Annotated in this window: 15 protein-coding genes; 4 read left to right on the top strand and 11 right to left on the bottom strand. The window is 74.3% G+C overall.

The window, feature by feature from the left end; all coding sequences use genetic code 11:
* Nucleotides 1-22: 22 nt before the first annotated feature.
* The 11 genes from ACNAYW_RS12495 to ACNAYW_RS12445 all read right to left on the bottom strand — a co-directional run bounded on the left by ACNAYW_RS12495 (nt 23) and on the right by ACNAYW_RS12445 (nt 11440).
* Nucleotides 23-439, bottom strand: coding sequence for a SufE family protein (locus tag ACNAYW_RS12495; RefSeq protein WP_415850025.1), 417 nt, complete (start codon nt 437-439; stop codon nt 23-25).
* Nucleotides 436-1329: a sulfurtransferase gene (locus ACNAYW_RS12490; RefSeq protein ID WP_415850024.1), complete on the bottom strand. Its 894-nt coding sequence runs from the start codon at nt 1327-1329 to the stop codon at nt 436-438. Before ACNAYW_RS12490 ends, ACNAYW_RS12495 begins: the two co-directional genes overlap by 4 nt.
* Nucleotides 1330-1399: 70 nt before the next feature.
* Nucleotides 1400-2689: a hypothetical protein gene (locus ACNAYW_RS12485; protein ID WP_415850023.1), complete on the bottom strand. Its 1290-nt coding sequence runs from the start codon at nt 2687-2689 to the stop codon at nt 1400-1402.
* Nucleotides 2686-3945: a phthiocerol/phthiodiolone dimycocerosyl transferase family protein gene (locus tag ACNAYW_RS12480; RefSeq protein ID WP_415850022.1), complete on the bottom strand. Its 1260-nt coding sequence runs from the start codon at nt 3943-3945 to the stop codon at nt 2686-2688. Before ACNAYW_RS12480 ends, ACNAYW_RS12485 begins: the two co-directional genes overlap by 4 nt.
* A 1-nt stretch (nt 3946) precedes the next feature.
* Nucleotides 3947-5320 carry a glycosyltransferase gene (locus ACNAYW_RS12475; RefSeq protein WP_415850021.1) on the bottom strand — a complete coding sequence of 458 codons (1374 nt, stop codon included), beginning with the start codon at nt 5318-5320 and terminating at the stop codon, nt 3947-3949.
* 1 nt (nt 5321) lies between these two features.
* Nucleotides 5322-6032 carry a VC0807 family protein gene (locus ACNAYW_RS12470; RefSeq protein WP_415850020.1) on the bottom strand — a complete coding sequence of 237 codons (711 nt, stop codon included), beginning with the start codon at nt 6030-6032 and terminating at the stop codon, nt 5322-5324.
* Nucleotides 6029-7315, bottom strand: a complete 1287-nt coding sequence (locus ACNAYW_RS12465; protein WP_415850019.1) for a phthiocerol/phthiodiolone dimycocerosyl transferase family protein — start codon at nt 7313-7315, stop codon at nt 6029-6031. The genes ACNAYW_RS12470 and ACNAYW_RS12465 overlap by 4 nt, the downstream gene beginning before the upstream one ends.
* 49 nt (nt 7316-7364) lie before the next feature.
* The gene (locus ACNAYW_RS12460) at nt 7365-8606 is read right to left on the bottom strand and encodes a phthiocerol/phthiodiolone dimycocerosyl transferase family protein (protein ID WP_415850018.1); all 1242 of its coding nucleotides are present in this window, start codon (nt 8604-8606) and stop codon (nt 7365-7367) included.
* A gap of 265 nt (nt 8607-8871) precedes the next feature.
* A complete protein-coding gene (locus tag ACNAYW_RS12455; protein WP_458630002.1) occupies nt 8872-9498 on the bottom strand; it encodes a Maf family protein in 627 nt (208 codons plus the stop codon).
* A 20-nt stretch (nt 9499-9518) separates the two neighbouring features.
* A complete protein-coding gene (locus ACNAYW_RS12450) occupies nt 9519-9791 on the bottom strand; it encodes an acyl-CoA carboxylase epsilon subunit (protein WP_415850016.1) in 273 nt (90 codons plus the stop codon).
* Nucleotides 9788-11440 (bottom strand): acyl-CoA carboxylase subunit beta, encoded by a 1653-nt coding sequence (locus ACNAYW_RS12445; RefSeq protein ID WP_415850015.1) that lies wholly within the window; start codon nt 11438-11440, stop codon nt 9788-9790. The genes ACNAYW_RS12450 and ACNAYW_RS12445 overlap by 4 nt, the downstream gene beginning before the upstream one ends.
* Nucleotides 11441-11501: 61 nt before the next feature.
* Here ACNAYW_RS12445 and ACNAYW_RS12440 point away from each other — a divergent pair, with 61 nt between their 5' ends.
* The 4 genes from ACNAYW_RS12440 to ACNAYW_RS12425 are packed head-to-tail and all read left to right on the top strand — an operon-like array spanning nt 11502 to nt 15157.
* Nucleotides 11502-12308, top strand: a complete 807-nt coding sequence (locus tag ACNAYW_RS12440; RefSeq protein ID WP_415850014.1) for a biotin--[acetyl-CoA-carboxylase] ligase — start codon at nt 11502-11504, stop codon at nt 12306-12308.
* Nucleotides 12309-12311: 3 nt separating this feature from the next.
* Complete coding sequence (locus ACNAYW_RS12435) at nt 12312-12857, top strand: PH domain-containing protein (protein ID WP_415850013.1); 546 nt, start codon at nt 12312-12314, stop codon at nt 12855-12857.
* On the top strand, nt 12854-13540 hold the full coding sequence (locus tag ACNAYW_RS12430) for a response regulator transcription factor (RefSeq protein ID WP_415850012.1): 687 nt from the start codon (nt 12854-12856) through the stop codon (nt 13538-13540). The genes ACNAYW_RS12435 and ACNAYW_RS12430 overlap by 4 nt, the downstream gene beginning before the upstream one ends.
* 45 nt (nt 13541-13585) lie before the next feature.
* Entirely contained in the window at nt 13586-15157 is a 1572-nt protein-coding gene (locus ACNAYW_RS12425) for an NAD(P)-binding protein (protein ID WP_415850011.1), read from the top strand.
* The last annotated feature ends 24 nt before the right edge of the window (nt 15158-15181 follow it).

Below are 15181 nucleotides of genomic sequence, written 5' to 3'. Positions count from 1 at the left end.
CGGGCTCGCTCGAAGGACCGGGCTACCCGGCGAGCCGGCGCTTGATGCGGGCGAGCATCGCCGACATGCCGCGCAGGCGCAGCGGGCTGACCACGGCGTCGAGGCCGAGGGCGTGGTGGAAGTCGTCGGGCACGGCGACGATCGCGGCGGCCGACTGCCCGTCCAGGCCCTGCGCGAGGATCGACGCGAAGCCGCGGGTGGTCGGCGCCTCGGGCGGCGCGCTGAAGTAGAGTCGCACCGCCTCGGGATCCGAGGCGTCGACGTCGAGGAACAGCGGCGACTGGCACTCCGGGACGGGCTCCATCGCCGCCGCGGTCAGGTGCTCGGGGAGCTCGGGCAGCTCGCGCGAGAACTCCAGCAGCAGCTCGAGCCGGTCCTGTTCGCCGACCCCGGCGAAGTCGTCGACGATCTCCGCCAGAGGCGGAGGGAGGGCGCTCATGCGCCGGGCGCGGCGCCGGGCTCCTCGCCGCGCACGATGGGGGCCCGCACGGTGTTGCCCCACTCGGTCCACGAGCCGTCGTAGTTCTTGACGTCCGCGAAGCCGAGCAGGTGGGTGAGCACGAACCAGGTGTGACTGGAGCGCTCGCCGATGCGGCAGTACGCCGTGACGGGCGCCTTCGGATCCAGGCCGCCGTACACATCGAGGAGGTCGGCGTGGGGGAGGAACCGGCCGTCCTGCCGGGCCGCCTTCGCCCACGGGATCGACACCGCGGTGGGGATGTGACCGCCGCGCAGGGCGCCCTCCTCCGGATAGTCGGGCATGTGGGTGCGCTCGCCGGTGTACTCCTGCGGCGACCGCACGTCGACGAGGGCGCGGGTGCCGAGGTCGGCGCGGACCTGATCGGCGAAGGCGCGGATCACCGTGTCGTCGCGGTCGACGACGGGGTAGTCGCTGCGCGGGTACTCGGGCTGCTCGAGCGAGACGTCGCGTGCGTCGCTGATCCACTTGTCGCGGCCGCCGTCGAGGAGGCGCACGTCCGGATGTCCGAAGAGGGTGAACACCCACAGCGCGTACGCGGCCCACCAGTTGGACTTGTCGCCGTAGATCACGACGGTGTCGTCGCGGCTGATGCCCTTGGCGCGCATGAGTTCCGCGAACTGCTCGCCGGTGATGTAGTCGCGCGTCACCGGGTCGTTCAGGTGCAGGTGCCAGTCCACCTTCTGTGCGGTCGGGATGTGCCCGATGTCATAGAGGAGCACGTCCTCGTCGGACTCGATCACCTTGAGGCCGGGGACCCCCAGGTGCCCGCTCAGCCAGTCCGCGGTGACGAGGCGCTCGGGGTGTGCGTAGTCCTGCAGTTCCGCGCTCGGATCGGTCTCGATAGCCACGTCCGCCAGCCTAGCCCCCGCGCGCTCCGGCCGCGCCGCGGCGACCCCGGGCGGGCGCGTGTCCCCGCGCTCAGTGGTCCGCGAACTCGGGCACCGATCGCCCGACGACCCCGCGCAGGTCGGCGGCGGCCGCGAGGTTGCTCGCGACGAACAACGACGTCTCGGTCTCCGTGCCCGTCCACCCGACGTAGAGGTACGGCGGACGCGGCCGCGCGATCCGCCCCGGCAGCGGGGACCACGCCAGGCGGAACCAGGCGCGGTCCGCCGGAGTGCCGTCGGGCGCGCGGACCGGCGCGGGCAGGGCGCCGACGCCGGCGCACGTCGTCACGGGATGCGCCGGATCGGGTGGCGCGTCGATGAGAGCCGCCAGCGTGCGGCGCGGCAGCAGCGTGAGGAGGGGGCCGAAGGCGTCGTAGCGCCCGGCGTCGGGGAGCGCGCCGAGCACGCCCTTGAGGTCGGCGCGCAGGGCCACCACGCCGTCGGGACCCGTCGCCGGGTCGACGAGGAGCTCCGCATCGACGATCGCGTTGCCGCGCAGGTCGCCGTCCTCGCGGCGGTTCACCGAGAGGCCGAGCACGGCCTGCCCGTCGGGTCGGACCCAACCGAGTCCGGCAGCGATCCGCGCGGCGGCGCGGAACAGCAGGGTCGACTCGGTGCCGCCCGATGCGGCGGCGCGCGCGGCGAGCGACGCGCGGTCGAGATGCGCGACGGCCCAGCGGTCCTGGCCGACGGGGTGGGTCGGCGCGGGATCCGTGGGCGCGGCGCCGGCGTGCTCGAGGCGTCCTCGCGCGAGGCGGGCGGCGGCCGCGGCGGCCCGCGCGGCGGCGGGCAGCGCGCGCACCGTCAGGGCGGCGTCGCGGCGGGCGGCCCGCACCGGCGGCGCGGCCTCGCGCGGGTAGGGCAGGTCGCGGACGGCACCCAGCGCCGCCTCCGCGACGGCGGTCGCGGTGCCCACCCCGTCGGCGAGGACGTGCGAGACCACCAGGGTCACGGCGGAGCCGCCGTCGGTCAGGGGCAGCACCCCGAGGTGCCAGCCGGGCCCCGACCACGGGTCGATCGGCGCGGCTGCGCGCTCGTCGAGCCAGCCGTCGATCGCCGCGCGCGGGCGCGGTGCGGCCTCCACCGCGATCCGCGGTGCGGCGGCGGTCGCCACCCAGCGGTCCCGGCCGAAGGGCAGCGGTGAGTGGGCGATCCGGCGGCCCAGGAGCCCGCCGGTGAGCGCGGTGCGGAAGCGGTCGAGCCCGGCGAGGTCGACGCCGTCGTCGTAGACCCAGGTCACCTGGATGAGCGAGTTGCGGCCGGTCGCGCGGGTGCCCGACGCCGCGCCCTGATCCACGAACGCCAACAGGTCGGCCGTCATGCGGCGGCCTCCGCGCCGACGAGGCCGGCGGTGATCCGGTCCCGGATGCGGCGGGCGGCGTCGGACGCGAGGGTGCCCGGCGCGTGCCGCAGTTCGATCGACAGCCGCCCGTCGAAGGTGAGCGCGTGGTGGTGCAGGCCGACCAGCGGTGCCAGCGCCTCGGGCGGCGCGTGGCGAACCAGCGCGCGGACCCGCTCGATGTCGACCTCCGAGCTGGTGTGGAAGTCCAGGGCCGCGACGCCCGCCGGGGTCGACGGTGCCGGAATCGCGCCGATGTTGCTCAGCCGCACCGGGACTCCGCCGGTCACCGTGACCGGGGCGGCGCCGGCGAGCGCGGCGGCGACGGTGCCGTCCGCGAGGTCCGCACGGAGCCGCTCCAGGACGATGCGACCGATCTCCTCGGGCGTCGTGTCGCCGCGCACCGCGACGGGCACCGTCGACGACCCGGCGAAGTTGGTGACCGCCGCTGCGGGGACGGCGGGCTCGGCGCGCGCCCGGAGGTCGACGGGGCTGAACACGGCGAGCGGGACGGCCTCGTCGGCGGGGCGGTCGAGTTCGGCGCGCTCGGCGGCGACGATGATCCCGGCGAGGAGGCCGTGGAGGCTCAGTCCCGCCTCCTTGGCGCGGCGGCGCAGCGCCTCGGTCGCGGTGGGGTCGAGGCGGATCCGGTCGAAGGCGAAGTCCCCGGCGTCGACGTCCGCGGCGGAGGGCACCGCCGCGGTGGGGACCACCTCGACGACGGAAGCGGCCGGCGGCTCGCTCGCCGGCAGTCCGTCCGCGAGGCGGTCCGCCAGCTCGGTCGGGGCGGCGGGGAGGCCGGCGGGCTGCGCGGGCTCGGCGCCCGAGTACAGCTCCCACAGGCGCAGATTCAGGTACAGGGCGTGCGCGCCGTCCGCGACGGCGTGGCTCACGCCGAGCGTGACGCGGTGCAGGTCGCCGTCGGAGACGAGCTGGACCGCGGCGATCGCCCGCTCGGCGTCGATGCCGAGCCGCACGTCGCCGGGCGCGAAGGGGCGCAGTTCGACCTGGATCGGCGCGGCGCCCTCGTCGGGCGCGGCGTCCGGGGCGACCAGGTCGAAACCGAAGGCGTGCGCCTCGATCCGGCCCGCGAGGACGGGGTGTTCCCGGCGGAGCCCGGCGTAGGCCCGGGCCAGGCGGCCCGCGTCGACGGGGCCGCGGACGGTGAAGCTGCCGCTGGAGACGGTCCCCGTGAGCACGTAGGGGATCTCGAGCGGCGTCAGTGCGCGTCGGGACATGTCACACCTCCAGTCCGGCGAGGGAGACCACGTCGGCGGCGTCGAAGTCGACCGTGTCGGGCGCCACGACCGGCCGCACGTCCACCCCGTCGTCCTCCGCGATCGACTCGATGATGGTCGCCGCGCGGCGGGCCGGGATGTCGTCGAGGTCGATGAGCGAGGAGATCCGCTGCGCGCGACGGCGAGTGGCCGGATCGAGCAGCAGGTCGAAGGCCGCGTGCAGGCGCTCCGCGGTGACGTTGCGCATCGGCAGGCAGGCGCCGACACCGAGGTCGGTGACGCGGGCGCCCCAGAAGGGTTGGTCCGCGAGGACGGGGCAGATCAAGGTGGGCAGCCCGGCCCGCAGCGACGCGGCGGTGGTGCCGGCGCCGCCGTGGTGCACGGCGGCGGCGCAGTGCGGCAGCACCTCGGCGTGCACCACCTCGTCGACGACGCGGACGTGATCGCCGAGGTCTGCGCCCGTCAGATCGCTCCACCCGGCGACGATGAGGCCGCGCCGGCCGCGCTCGGCGCAGACGCGGGCGAAGGTGCGCGCCATGCCGTCCGGATCCGCGATGCGCATGCTGCCGAAGCCCCAGTAGATCGGGGCGTCGCCGGCCGCGAGCCAGGCCATGAGGTCGGCGTCCGTGCGCTTCTGCTCGCCCCGACGCGACCAGGCCTCGGCCGGCACCTCGAGGAAGCCGAGCATCGGCCGGGTCCGGCTGAACTCGGGGACCAGGTCCGGGGTGAGGGCGGGATCGTAGAGCTGCAGGTCGACGATCTCGTCGGCGTCGCGGTTCTTCGCGCGCCGCGACCGGTACGGCGCTTCGCCGACCGACATCCGGTGGAAGTTCACCGCCGCCCGCACGTGGGTCCAGGTGAAGGAATCGCCGAGGGCCCACGTCGCCCGTTTGACCATGCGGGGCGAGCGGGACAGCACGTCGCTGGTCAGGCCGGCCGGCGTGTACTGCGTCATGGGGTAGACGCTGTTGGTGGTGCCGGGGAAGAACCGGTAGCTGATGATGGTCGCGCCGCTGCGCCGGGTGATGGGCAGGGCGAAATCGACGGCGTCCGAGTGGGTGAGCACCACGTCGGCGTCGCGGCACACGATCTCGGTCTCGCGGGAGATGGTGGCGATGTTGCGGATCAGCCAGCGCCCGTAGGCCCGCATCCGCTCGACCGGCCGGTGGATGACGTCGCGGTAGTCGTCGTCGTAGTCCGGCACGAAGTCGTTGAGCCGGTGCGCGTCCAGGCCCGCGGAGCGGATGAGTCGCACCAGGGGATCACCCATCGCGGCGATCGTCACGTCGTGTCCGCGGGCGCGCAGCGCGAGCCCGATCGCGATCGTCGGCTGGACGTCGCCGCGGCTCCCCATGGCGAGGATGCAGACCTTCATGTCAGTTCGTCCTTTCGACGGTCGGGTGGAGATCGGTTCGAGGGGCCCGCGCGGCGGGCTCCGCGCCGGGTGCGTCGGCGAGCGCGGCCCGGACGGGGCGCAGGAGCAGCAGGGTGAGCGGCAGCACCGGGACGGCGACCAGCAACGGGATCACCTGGCACGCGACGACGGCGTAGTCGATCGGCAGGCCCAGGGCCGCCGTGATCGAGGCCGTGGTGCTGGCGACGACCGCGGCGAGCCACAGCGGATCGACGGTGCCGATCGCCCGGACGCAGCGCCGTTCGGTGCGGACCCGGCGGTTCCACCGCTGGGCCCGATCGGCGTCGCCGCGCACCGTCAGCCGCATCATGAGCGTCGCGACGGCCCGCCGCCGCAGCACCAGGCCGGCGGCGATCGCGACGGCCATCAGTGCACCGATCGCCGTCTCCACCAGCAGGATCACGCGGGGGCTGCCCGAGATCGCGGCGGCCGTGATGGAGCCGGCGAGGAGGGTGAGGGTGAACAGCTCCAGCGGGTCGGTCGCGCGGCGCACGAGCGAGCGGGCCAGGATCCGGAGTGCCACCAGGGTGGTGCCGGTGACGAGGGCGACGAGCTGGCTCGCGCCGACCAGGTAGCGCAGCGCGAAGTACACGCCCAACTGGAGGCCGACGTCGACGAGCAGCGCCACCGGCGGGGCCGGCGGCGATTCGGTATCGGCGAGCGGGACGGTCATGCCGCGGTGCCGATCTCGAGCAGCGCGTGCACCCCGTCCGCGATCCGTTCCAGGAGGCGGAGGCGGACGGCACCGTCGAGCGTGCCCGGCAGCGCCCGCACCTCGATCGAGAGGCGGCCGCCGAAGGCCGAGACCAGGTACGAGGTGCCGATCGGCGCGGCCGGGAGGCCCGGGCCCGTGTGGCCCGCGGCGTACTCGCGGATCCCCGTGGCGCTCCGCACGATCTGCGCATGGAAGTCGAGGACCTCGAGCCCCGCGGGCGCGACGGGATCCGGCACGACGCCGAGGTTGCTGATGAGGACGGGCGGGCCGTGGCGGCGGGTCCGCGGATCCGGCATCGGGCTCACCGCGGTCCGCAGCACGGTGCCGTCGCGCACGTCGGCGCGGATCCGGTCGGCCACGGTGCGGGCGATCTCCGCGGCGGGGGCGTCGCTGACCGCGACGTAGGAGAAGCCGCAGAGCGCGGTCACCGATCGCAGCGGGATGGGCGGGGAGACGCGGGCGCGGAAGTCGACGGGGGTCAGCAGCGCGACCGCCGCGTCCTCGGCGCACTCGGCGAGCTCGGCGCGCGCGATGAGGCCGCTGACCAGCGCGTGCGCGGAGACGCCGTGGGCGCGGGCGGCGGCCTCCAGGGCCGCGGTCTCGCCCGTCGTGAACCGGGCCCGGAGCGCGTCGTCGACGTCGGGGCCCGGCTCGTCCGGGAAGTCGACCGGGACCGCGCCGTGCCAGACGGTGCCCGCCAGCCGCTCCTCGTAGTCCAACTCCTCCGGGAGGTGCCCGCGCGCCGCCATCACCAGGTGCGGCTCGGTGGGGAAATCGTTGGCGCGCCGGATGATCGGCGTCGCGCCGCTGGCGAGCGCGGTGTACAGCTCGAACAGCCGGGCGGCGATCGCGACGATGCCGGATCCGTCGGTCGCGGCGTGGCTGGCCCACAGGGTGAGCCGGTACCGGTCGCCGATACCGGTGAGCGCCAGGGCCGCCAGCTGCTCGGAGCCGACGAACCAGGGCGGCGTCTGCTCGTAGCCGGTCCACGGCGCCGTGGTGTCGCGGAAACCGATCGCTGCGGCCACGGCGGCGTCGCCGGGGGCGAAGTGCGGGCGGCCCTTGACGTCCACGATGCGCGCCGCGAGAACCGGATACTCCTCCAACAGGGCGGTGAAGGCCGAGCGCAGCGCGGTGCCGTCGACGACGCCCCGCAGCTCGAACGACGTGCCGATCACCTCGCGCGAGGTGGGCCGCACGAAGGAGGCCTCGGAGAAGGTGAGTGCGCGGTGGTTCTGCATGTGCGGCTCCTGTTCTGGACGGCGGGTGCGCGGGGCGGCAGTACGCGGCTCAGGCCGCGGGCGCCCGGCGGGCGGCGGCGTGGACGAGGGCGTCGATGCGGTCGGCGACGGCGGCGCGGGCGGCCGCGGAGGCGGTGCCGCCCAGGGTGATCGCCTCGATGCCGAGGCGACCGCGGAAGGTGGAGACCTGGTGGATCGTGGCCGACGGGGCGGGCCGGCGCGGACCGGCGGGCAGGTGCAGCCCGGCGGAGTCCATGGACAGGACGGGGCGAAGATCCTCGGCGACCAGGCCGTCGGGGAGCTCCACGTCGAGGGGGCCGAGGTTGCTGAGCACCACGGGCGGCTCGGAGGCCTCGCCCGCCGGGGCCGCGACGGCCAGCGCGGTGAGGGCGCGGCCGCCGCGCACGTCCCTGCGGACCGTCCGGGCGAGGTCCTCACCCACCGCGGCGGGGTCGGACGCGGCGGTGAGCTCGGCGGCGGCGTACGAGGCGCCGACGAAGTTGGTCACCTCGGTGGGTCCGAGCAGTGGGCGCACCCGGCGCCGCAGGTCGACGAGGGTCATGGCGCCGATCCGGACGGGCGCCGCGGGGTCCTCGTCGAGGAAGCCGGCCCGCTCGGCGGTGAGCAGGATGCCCGAGAGCAGGGCGTTCAGGCCGATGCCCTCGGCGGCGGCCAGCAGGCCCGCGGTGGTCTCGGCGGGGAAGCGCAGCGAGATCGTCTCGGGGAGCACAGCGTCGCGGTCCCGCGGGCCGAGGACGGGCGCGTTCCCGTACCAGCGCGCGCCCTCGAGCCGGGCGCGGCCGGTGCTGACCTTCGGGACGTCGAGGCCGGCGAGGACCCGCTGGGCGGAGTCCGGGAAGGGCTGCGGCGCCGCGACGTCCGTCGTGCCGGTGCGCACCAGCGCGGTGTAGTGCGACCACAGGCGGGTGAGGAGCCCGTAGAGGTGGGTGCCGTCGGCGAGGGCGTGGTTGACGGCGAGGGCGACCCGGTGGCGGTCGCCGAGCGAGGTGACCCGGAGGTGGGCGAGCGCGGCCGCGGGGTCGACCAGCGGCTCGCCGGGACCGTCGGTGCGGGTGGCGCCGCCGGTGGGTGCGACGAAGACGTAGCCCTCGCCGGCGGGGGCGACGGCGGCGTCGAGCGCGGGGTGCTCGGTGCGCAGCGCGGCGAAGGCGGCGGTGAGGGCGTCGGTGTCCAGCGGGCCGCGCACGGTCAGCTCGAAGGCGCACGTGGTGGGGTGCGGGCCCACGAAGCCGATCTCGGAGGAGGCGAGGGGGCGGAGCGTCGTGGTCATGGGATGACGCTAAGTCGACGTCCATTCCTTTCGCGAGGCGAACGAGTGGTGTCGCTCGTCACGCTCCCGGACCCTTGACCAGGGTTGGTGGAGGCCGCGGTGGGCAAGTACTTCGGTGTTCTTGCAGCTCGAACGGCGTACGCGAGGGAAGTGTCGAGTGCGCTTCTCAGCTGCGGAAACGTCCTGATCGCGCGGAGTTAACGCGATGCTTACGGAATGCGGATCGAGAATCCTGTGAGGTCCAGCACATCCGCGATGGCGAAGATCACGCCCGGTCGGACCACAGCTCGACGGGCGAGAGGCCCAGCTCGGCGAGCAGCCGCCGGGTCAACGGCAGGGAAATGCCGATCACGGAGCTCGGGTCGCCGTCGACGCCCTCGACGAACCAGCCGCCGAGCCCGTCCAGGGTGAAGCCGCCGGCCACCTCCAGGGGCTCGCCCGTCGCGACGTAGGCGTCGATCTCCTCGTCCGACGGTGCGCCGAACCGCAGCGTCGTCGACCTGGTGCCACCGGACTCGGCGGCCACGGCACCGTCGTCGAGGAGGACCGCGCAGTGCCCCGTGAGAAGGCGGCCCGTGCGGCCGCGCACCGCGCGCCAGCGCGCGGCCGCGACCTCGGGGGTGTGGGGCTTGCCGACCAGCTCGCCGTCGATGGAGAGCATCGAGTCGCAGCCGATCACCACGGCGCGGCCCGGCACGGGTTCAGCGGCGATCCGGGCCGCCACGTCCTGCGCCTTCGCGCGGGCCAGGGCGAGCACGGTGTCCTCGTGCGTGGTCCCGGTGGGCAGTGCGGCCTGGACGGCGTCCTCGTCGACCTGCGAGACCGAGACCAGCGGGTCGGTGCCAGCGGCGCGCAGCACCGACAGCCGCGCCGGTGAGGCCGACGCGAGCACGAGCCGCACCGGAGCGGGGATCAGGACCCCTTGGTCCAGAAGAGCGGCGTCTGGCTGGTGAAGGCGTTGGGGCCGTTGAAGTACTGCGGCCGCATCCGGTCGCGGACATCGCCCCACAGCGACTTCGGGCCTTCGGGGCCCGTCTGCGGCGCCGAACCGGTGGCCGCGGCGAGCACCGCGACGACGGCGGCGACGTCCACGTCCGAGGGGTTGCCCTTCTCGAACCGGATGGCGGCGCGGAGCTTCTCGACGTCGGCGGCGCTGGCCTCGACGGGCTTGTCGTCGGCGCTCACAGCGGGATGTTCCCGTGCTTCTTGGGCAGGGTGGCGACCACCTTGCGCTCGAGCATGTTCAGCGCCGTGACGATCTGGCCGCGGGTGTGCGAGGGCGGGATCACCGCGTCGACGTAGCCGCGCTCGGCAGCCACGTAGGGGTTGACCAGCGTGTCCTCGTACTCCTCCTGGAGCTTGAGGCGCAGGGCCTCGACGTCCTCGCCCTTGTCGGCCGCCTCCGCGAGCTCCTTGCGGTAGACGAAGCCGACCGCGCCGCCCGCACCCATCACGGCGAACTGGGCGGTGGGCCACGCGAGGTTGATGTCGGCGCCCATGTCCTTGCTGCCCATCACGCAGTACGCGCCGCCGTACGCCTTGCGGGTGACCACGGTGATCTTCGGGACGGTGGCCTCGCCGTACGCGTAGAGCAGCTTCGCGCCGCGCCGGATGATGCCGTCGTACTCCTGGCCGGTACCGGGCAGGAAGCCGGGCACGTCCACCAGCGTGACGATGGGGATGTTGAAGGCGTCGCAGAAGCGCACGAACCGGGCGGCCTTCTCCGAGGCGTCGATGTCGAGGCAACCGGCCAGCTGGGTGGGCTGGTTCGCGACGAGGCCGACGCTGCGGCCGTCGATGCGGCCGAAGCCGACGATGATGTTCATCGCGCGCTGCGGCTGGATCTCGAGGAACTCGTCGTCGTCGAGCAGGCGGCGGATGACCTCGTGCATTTCGTAGGGCTGGTTCGGCGAATCCGGGATCAGCGTGTCCAGCTCGCGGTCCTCGTCGTTCACCGACTCCTCGATCGAGCCCGTGAGCGGATCGGTCGGCACGAAGCGCGGTGCCTCGGCGCGGTTGTTCGACGGCAGGTACGTGAGCAGCTCGCGGACGTAGTCGAGCGCGTCCTGCTCGCCCGACGCGACGTAGTGCGCGGTGCCCGACTTGGTCATGTGGGTCTGGGCGCCGCCCAGCTCCTCCTTGGTGACCTCCTCGCCGGTCACCGACTTGATGACGTCCGGGCCGGTGATGAACATCTGGCTCTCGTGGTCCACCATCACCACGAAGTCCGTCAGCGCGGGGGAGTAGACGTGGCCGCCGGCGGCCGCGCCCATCACCACGGAGATCTGCGGGATGACGCCCGACGCCTGCGTGTTGCGGAAGAAGATCTGCGAGTACAGGGCGAGCGAGACGACGCCCTCCTGGATGCGGGCGCCGGCGCCGTCGATGATGCCGACCAGCGGCCGCCCCGTCTTGGTGGCCAGGTCCATGACCTTGACGATCTTCTCGCCGTAGACCTCGCCGAGCGAGCCGCCGAAGACCGTCGAGTCCTGGCTGAAGACGCACACCTCGCGGCCGTCGATGGTGCCGTAACCGGCCACCACGCCGTCGCCGACCGGGCGGCGCGCCGCCATGCCGAAGTTCGTGGCTCGGTGCTGGGCGAGCTTGTCCAGCTCCACGAACGAGCCCTCGTCCAGCAGCGCGAGCACGCGCTCGCGGGCGGTGAGCCGGCCCTTCTCGTGCACCTTGTCGATGGCCGCCTGGCCCATGGGGGCCAGCGCCTCGGCGTCCTTCTTGCGGAAGGCGGCCAGCTTTCCGGCCGTGGTGTGGATGCTGGGCTCGGCGTCAGCGGTGTTGCCGCCGGAGGCGCCGTCGGTGGTGGAGGCACTCGTCATGAACCCGACTCTAACCAATAGAGTCGATTCCGAACCGCACAGCCCATAGAAGGAGGAGGTCGTGGTGCTTCCCGATCAGACGGCGATCGCCGCAGCCGTGCGCGGCACGCGCTGGCACGAGGTGTCGGTGGTGCCCAGCACCGGCTCGACCAACGCCGACCTCGCCGACGGTGTCCGCGCGGGCGACGAGGCCGGCCGCGTGCTCATCGCCGACGTCCAGACCGCCGGCCGCGGCCGCCACCTGCGCCCCTGGTCGGCGCCCGCGGGCACCCAGCTCTCCATCTCCGTCACGGTGGCCGTGCCGGCCGCCGCGGCGCCCCGCGCGGGGTGGCTCTCCCTGGTCACCGGCGTCGCCGCGGTCGCGGCCGTGCGCGAGGTGACGGGCCTGACAGCGGGGCTCAAGTGGCCGAACGACGTGCTCCTGGAGGCGGAGCCCGGGAAGCGCGGTGGGAAGACCGCCGGCATCCTCTCCGAGCTGGCGACCGCGCCCGGCGGGAACCTCGTCGCCGTGATCGGCACGGGCCTCAACACCACGCTCGCCGAGGCCGACGTGCCCGTCGAGACGGCCACGTCGCTCCAGCTGGCGGGCGCCGAGGACCCCGACCGCACCGCGCTGGCCATCGCCTACCTGCGGCACCTCGACGCCGGGCTGACCGCCTGGACCGACGACCCCGCCGCGGCCCGCGCCGCCTACCTGGCCGCGTGCGTCACCGTCGGGCAGGAGGTGACGGTCTCGCTCCCCGCCGACGAGGTGTTGCGCGGCACCGCGGTCGACGTGGACGCCGAGGGCCGCATCGTGGTGCGGGACGAGGCCGGGACGAACCACGTGCTCTCCGCCGGCGACGTGACCCACCTGCGGCCGGCCTGAGACGTGGGCTTCCCGGCGAAGGCGCTCGTCGACGACGAGCGGATCCTGCTGCACACCCGCCCGCACGCCACGCGGATGATCGTGCCGGTGCTCGTGCTGTTCGCCGCGTGCGCCGGCGCGGGCGTCGCGCTCGGCCTGCTCAGCCGGGCCGAGCTCGACGGCGCGCTGCCCGACTGGCTGCTGCTCGCCGTGGTGGTGGTCTGGCTCGCGGTGGTCGGCTGGTGGACGGCGCGCCCGTGGGCGGTCTGGCGCGCCACCCACCTGGTGGTCACGGACGTGCGGATCATGTTCCGCTCGGGCATCGTGCGCCGTCGCGGCATCGACATCCCGTTGCGCCGGATCAACTCGGTGCAGTACCACCAGCGGCTCGTCGACCGGGCGCTGCGCAGCGGCGTGCTCACCGTCGAGTCCGCGGGGGAGGACCCGCTCGACTTCCCGGACGTGCCGCGGATCGCCGCGACGCACGCGCTGCTCGTCGACGCGCTGGACGACGCGGACGAGTACCGGGGCCGCGACGGCGGCTCGGCGGAGTACCCTCGGCGCTCATGACCACGCGGGTGCTCCTGGCCGAGGACGACGAGGCGATCGCATCGCCGCTGGCCCGGGCGCTCTCGCGCGAGGGGTACGACGTGGACGTCGCGGGTACCGGCACCGACGCCCTCCGGCGCGCCCTCGACGAGGAGTACGCCCTGCTCATCCTCGATCTCGGGCTCCCCGAGCTCGACGGGCTCGAGGTGTGCCGCGAGGTGCGCGCCGCCCGGCCCGACCTGGCCGTGCTCATGTTGACCGCCCGCACCGACGAGATGGACTTCGTCGTGGGCCTCGATGCGGGCGCCGACGACTACGTGGGCAAGCCCTTCCGCATGTTCGAGCTCATGGCCCGCACCCGCGCCCTGCTGCGGCGCAGCGCGCCCGCCCACGACGCCCCCGACGTCGTCGAGGCCGGCGGCATCCGGCTGGACGCCACCGCGCGGCGCGTCACCGTCGACGGCGACGACGTGGCCCTGGCCAACAAGGAGTTCGAGCTGCTGCGCTTCCTCATGGAGCACGCGGGGCGGCTGCTCTCGCGCGAGGAGATCCTCGCCGACGTCTGGGGCGACTCCGACCTGCGCGGCTCGAAGACCCTCGACATGCACATCTCCTGGCTGCGCCGCAAGATCGGCGACGACGCCGGCGGGCAGCGGCGCATCGTCACCGTCCGGGGCGTGGGCTTCCGCTTCGACGCGGAGTAGCGCATCCCCCGGACCCGCATTGCGATCGCAACCTAGAATCCGGGGATGATCAGCCGCACGACCCGCGTGCTCGATCGGCGCGCGTTCCTCGCCGGGGCGGCCGCGACGCTCGCCGCCGGCGCCCTGCCCGCGCCGGCGGGCGCCGTCCCCGAGCGCACGCACTTCCCGGCCGTCGTCATCGGAACGGGCTTCGGAGGCGCCGTCGCCGCCGCCCGGCTCGGCGCCGCGGGCGTCGAGACGCTCGTGCTGGAGCGCGGGCGCCGGATCGGACACGACGACCACCGCGCCACCTACGCCGCGGGGCTCGACGCGACGAACGGGAACGCCCTGTGGGAACCGGCGGTCGGGCGCACGGGCGTGCTCGATCTGGAGATCGCGGGCAGTGTCGGCGTCGCCCGGGCGGCGGCGGTCGGCGGCGGCTCCGTCGTCTATCACGGCGCCACCGTGCCTCCGGAGCGCACGTACTACGACAAGGTCTTCCCGCACGGGCCGCGTCATCCCGAGCTGATCGGCGAGTACGTCCCCCGCGCCGTGCGCCGGCTCCGCGCGCAGCGCATCCCCGACGACGTGCGCCGCAGCGCGCCGTTCGCGGGCATGCGCGAGTTCGAGGAGTCGATGGCGCGGGCGGGCTGGCCCTGCACCTCGCTCCTGTCCACGGTCGACTGGGACGTGGTGCGCCGCGAGCTGCGCGGCGAGGTGCGGCCCTCGATGATCGCCGGCGAGATCGTCTTCGGCAACAGCAACGGCAGCAAGCGGGAGCTGTCGAGCACGTACCTCGGCGAGGCCCTCGCCACGGGCACCGTGCGACTGCGGCCGCTGCACCGCGTCACCGGCCTGGTGCAGGAGCGGAATCGGATCGCGGTGCACGCCGAGGAACTCGACGTCGCGGGGCGCGTCCTGCGGAGGCGGAGCTACACCTGTGACGAGCTCTACCTCGGAGCCGGAGCCTGGGGGAGCACCGAGCTGCTCCTGAACTCGCGCCTCGACGGCGGGCTGACCAGGATGAACGAGCACGTGGGCACCGGGGTCGGTGACAACGGCAATCAGTTCAGCTCCCGCATCGTCGCCCGCCCCCTCGAGATCCAGGCGGCGCCCATCGTCACCTCCGCCTTCGTCGACGACGACCCGAACCACCTCCCCGTGCGGGTCGAGACCGCCGGCATGCCGCTGCCCGTCCCCGCGATCGGCTGGTTCACCGAGACCGTCGACTGGGAGAACCGCACCGCGTGGACGACGGTCGGCGGGCGGGCGGCGCTGCTGGTGCCGCCGTACACCCTCGCGCGCGACGCGCAGGCCGCGAACTCGCGCGTCCTGCATCGCGTGATCGACGTGAACGGCGGCGTCGCGGTGGATCCGCTGCCCGGTGTCCCGGTCGGCGGGCCCGTCCCCGGTCTGGGCCTGGGCGGCAACGGGCTGCCCGTGTCGGCGACCGCGCACCTCCTGGGCGGTGCGCCGATCGGCCTCGCGACCGACGATTCCGGCCGCCTGCGGGGGCATCCCGCGATCCGGGTGGTCGACGGTGCGCTCAACCCCGGCAACGCCGGCGGCGCCAACCCGTCTCTGGTGATCACCGCTTTCGCGGAGTACGTGATGGATCGCCGCGCGGCCGGCGCCTGATCACCGCGGCTCGGGGTCCGGGGC

The sequence above is a fragment of the Tsukamurella ocularis genome, assembly GCF_965138335.1.
Taxonomy (GTDB): domain Bacteria; phylum Actinomycetota; class Actinomycetes; order Mycobacteriales; family Mycobacteriaceae; genus Tsukamurella; species Tsukamurella ocularis_A.
This window is presented reverse-complemented; position numbering and strand designations above follow the sequence as displayed.

Bases quoted from the DNA above. Each gene is read 5' to 3' on its own strand.
- ACNAYW_RS12495 (WP_415850025.1), bottom strand. From the start codon at position 439: ATGAGCGCCCTCCCTCCGCCTCTGGCGGAGATCGTCGACGACTTCGCC.
- ACNAYW_RS12485 (WP_415850023.1), bottom strand. From the start codon at position 2,689: ATGACGGCCGACCTGTTGGCGTTCGTGGATCAGGGCGCGGCGTCGGGC.
- ACNAYW_RS12480 (WP_415850022.1), bottom strand. From the start codon at position 3,945: ATGTCCCGACGCGCACTGACGCCGCTCGAGATCCCCTACGTGCTCACG.
- ACNAYW_RS12475 (WP_415850021.1), bottom strand. From the start codon at position 5,320: ATGAAGGTCTGCATCCTCGCCATGGGGAGCCGCGGCGACGTCCAGCCG.
- ACNAYW_RS12470 (WP_415850020.1), bottom strand. From the start codon at position 6,032: ATGACCGTCCCGCTCGCCGATACCGAATCGCCGCCGGCCCCGCCGGTG.
- ACNAYW_RS12465 (WP_415850019.1), bottom strand. From the start codon at position 7,315: ATGCAGAACCACCGCGCACTCACCTTCTCCGAGGCCTCCTTCGTGCGG.
- ACNAYW_RS12460 (WP_415850018.1), bottom strand. From the start codon at position 8,606: ATGACCACGACGCTCCGCCCCCTCGCCTCCTCCGAGATCGGCTTCGTG.
- ACNAYW_RS12445 (WP_415850015.1), bottom strand. From the start codon at position 11,440: ATGACGAGTGCCTCCACCACCGACGGCGCCTCCGGCGGCAACACCGCT.
- ACNAYW_RS12430 (WP_415850012.1), top strand. From the start codon at position 12,854: ATGACCACGCGGGTGCTCCTGGCCGAGGACGACGAGGCGATCGCATCG.
- ACNAYW_RS12425 (WP_415850011.1), top strand. From the start codon at position 13,586: ATGATCAGCCGCACGACCCGCGTGCTCGATCGGCGCGCGTTCCTCGCC.